3 protein-coding genes are annotated in these 2760 nt (G+C 44.2%); 1 reads left to right on the plus strand and 2 read right to left on the minus strand.

The features are described from left to right. Window positions 1-145: 145 nt before the first annotated feature. Entirely contained in the window at window positions 146-1384 is a 1239-nt protein-coding gene (fabF, locus tag CXF70_RS10355) for a beta-ketoacyl-ACP synthase II (RefSeq protein WP_101802599.1), read from the minus strand. A gap of 27 nt (window positions 1385-1411) precedes the next feature. Next, on the minus strand, window positions 1412-2344 hold the full coding sequence (locus CXF70_RS10360) for a beta-ketoacyl-ACP synthase III (RefSeq protein ID WP_101802598.1): 933 nt from the start codon (window positions 2342-2344) through the stop codon (window positions 1412-1414). Window positions 2345-2531: 187 nt separating this feature from the next. On the opposite strand from CXF70_RS10360, the gene CXF70_RS10365 reads away from it, so the two are divergent. After that, complete coding sequence (locus CXF70_RS10365) at window positions 2532-2717, plus strand: YjzD family protein (protein WP_084244704.1); 186 nt, start codon at window positions 2532-2534, stop codon at window positions 2715-2717. The last annotated feature ends 43 nt before the right edge of the window (window positions 2718-2760 follow it).

A 2760-nucleotide genomic window follows, 5' to 3' on the forward strand; every position in this document is an offset into this window, starting at 1 on the left:
ATATTTTGTCAATCGGAAATCAAATAAGGGAATATTTCCTTGTTACAGCTGGGTTAGCATGCTTGAAGAAAATCATTTTTTCTTTTGATGAGTTGTTGAATTGCATTAAAAAAAGCCCTGCAAGAATCTGCAGGGCCTGATTTCATTATTCATATTTTTTAAATACCAGTGAAGCGTTATGTCCGCCAAAACCTAAAGAGTTGCTCATTGCATATGTGAAATCCGCTTTTCTGGCTTCATTCGGAACGTAATCCAGATCGCATTCCTCATCCGGCGTCGCATAATTGATCGTCGGCGGCATTATGCCTTCTTTCAATGCCAAAGCAGTGAATATGGCTTCAATACCACCAGCTGCACCCAGCAAATGGCCCGTCATCGATTTTGTCGAACTCATGCCAAGCTTATAGGCATGCTCGCCAAAGACTGTTTTTACCGCCATTGTCTCAAACAAGTCGTTATAAGGTGTACTTGTTCCGTGCGCGTTAATATAGCCGATTGCCGTTTTCTCAACACCGCCGTCAGCAATTGCCTGATCCATCGCCCTGGCTGCGCCTTCACCGCCAGGAGCAGGTGCAGTTATATGGTGTGCATCGCCCGTCGAGCCGTACCCTATGATTTCAGCATAGATCTTCGCACCGCGTGCTTTCGCCTGTTCGTATTCTTCAAGAATCACGATACCTGCTCCTTCACCCACTACAAAGCCATCACGGTTTTTATCAAACGGCCGTGAAGCGGTATTGATATCCGTATTTGTCGTCAATGCTGTATTGGCTGTGAAACCGGCAACTGATAATTGCGTGATCGGTGCTTCTGCTCCGCCCGAAATCATCGCGTCCGCATCACCGCGCTGAATTACACGGAATGCGTCTCCGATAGAGTTGGTTCCGGAAGCACAGGCTGTCACTGAACAGGAGTTGATGCCTTTTGCTCCGAAATAGATTGATACTTGCCCGGAAGCCATGTCCGGAATAATCATCGGAATCAAAAACGGGCTGATCCGGCGTACGCCTCTTGTATTCAAAACATTCATCTGATTTTCTATGGTTTCCATGCCGCCGATGCCTGAACCAATCCAGACACCTGTGCGCAATGCCGTTTTTTCATCAAGTTCCAAACCTGAATCTTTCATCGCCATGATGGATGCCGCAAGTGCATAATGTGTAAACCGGTCCATTTTTCTGGCTTCTTTTTTCTCGATGTAGTCTTCTATAGAAAAATCTTTTACTTCAGCCGCTATTTTAGCACTGTAGTCATCAGGATTAAGCCGTGTCAAAGGACCGACGCCTGATTTGCCTTCTTTGATAGCTTCCCATGTTGTTTCTATATTGTTTCCAAGTGGTGTAACCGCTCCAATTCCTGTAATAACTACACGACGATTCGTCATTTCTGATCTGTCCTTTCGCATTCCTGATTATTTGCCCCATCGCATTGCAATGGCACCCCAAGTTAATCCCCCGCCAAATCCGACCATCACTATCACATCGTCATCTTTGATTCTTCCTTCTTCGACATCTTCAACCAATGAAATCGGAATCGAAGCGGCCGAGGTATTGCCATATTTATGGATCGTTTTGGACATTTTTTCGATAGGCAGATCCAATCGCTGTCTGGATGCTTCCATAATGCGAATATTAGCCTGATGAGGTATTAAAAAGTCGACATCTTCTTTTGCGAGTCCCGCTTTTTCAATTACGTTTTCAGCTGATTCACCCATTTGGCGTACAGCAAATTTGAAAACTTCCCGGCCATTCATGACGAGATAATCGTCCTGATATAGATGTTTGCCGCCGCTTCCATCTGCGCCAAGCTCAAATGACAGGATCCCTCTTCCTTCTGAAACTTTGCCCATCACAGCTGCACCCGCTCCATCTCCGAAAAGGACCGCAGTATTCCGGTCTTCCCAATTCGTGATTTTTGAGAGTTTTTCAACTCCAACCACCAGTACATATTTATAAACATCCGAATCGATGAATTGTTTAGCTGTAACCATTCCGTACATGAATCCAGCACAAGCCGCTGAAATATCCATCGCCGCTGCATTGACTGCACCGATTTCCTGTTGAATGACACAGGACATTGAAGGAAACGGCTGGTCTCCTGTAACTGTAGCAACTAAAATCAATCCGATTTCCTTCGGATCGATTCCAGATTCATCTATAGCCTTTTGCGCTGCTTCCCGAGCCATATGTGATGTATCCTGTTCGTCTCCGGCAATACGGCGTTCTTCTATTCCCGTCATGGTCCGGATCCATTCGTCAGACGTATCCATCCGCTGTTCCAGTTCAATATTCGTCAATATGGTTTCCGGTAAGCAACGGCCAATTCCCAATATGCCAGCATTCATATATTTTCCCTCATTTCAACTTGCTTTATATGTTTAGTACCTGGTATTAATAATACGTCATTGAAACGATTTATTCAAGTTGCTGACATATTTCCGACAAAAACTTTCAAGAATGATGAAACTTTCTTTCTGCCAAGCGGAAGCTATGCTATTATTAAGCTAGACATTTTATGCAGAGGTGAAACAGATGCAATTTATCGGAACATTATTCTGGTCAGCTTTATTGATCACAACACTAAACTACGTTGTCAGTGCTGTACAGAACGTAGACTTTAACTTCATGTCGGGAATCTACATGTCACTTGTTGTTTCCGTTCTAATTTTCATCATCGGTTCAATCATTCCTGAATCACCGGCTCCAGAGAAACACTAAGTTAAGAAAAGCGACAACAAAAAAAGAAGCGCAGGCCACATGG

The organism is Planomicrobium sp. MB-3u-38 (assembly GCF_002836425.1).
GTDB lineage: Bacteria > Bacillota > Bacilli > Bacillales_A > Planococcaceae > Planococcus > Planococcus okeanokoites.

What these genes read in the sequence shown, in the direction of transcription:
- fabF (WP_101802599.1), bottom strand. Translation starts at nt 1,384, where the DNA reads ATGACGAATCGTCGTGTAGTTATTACAGGAATTGGAGCGGTTACACCA.
- CXF70_RS10360 (WP_101802598.1), bottom strand. Translation starts at nt 2,344, where the DNA reads ATGAATGCTGGCATATTGGGAATTGGCCGTTGCTTACCGGAAACCATA.
- CXF70_RS10365 (WP_084244704.1), top strand. Translation starts at nt 2,532, where the DNA reads ATGCAATTTATCGGAACATTATTCTGGTCAGCTTTATTGATCACAACA.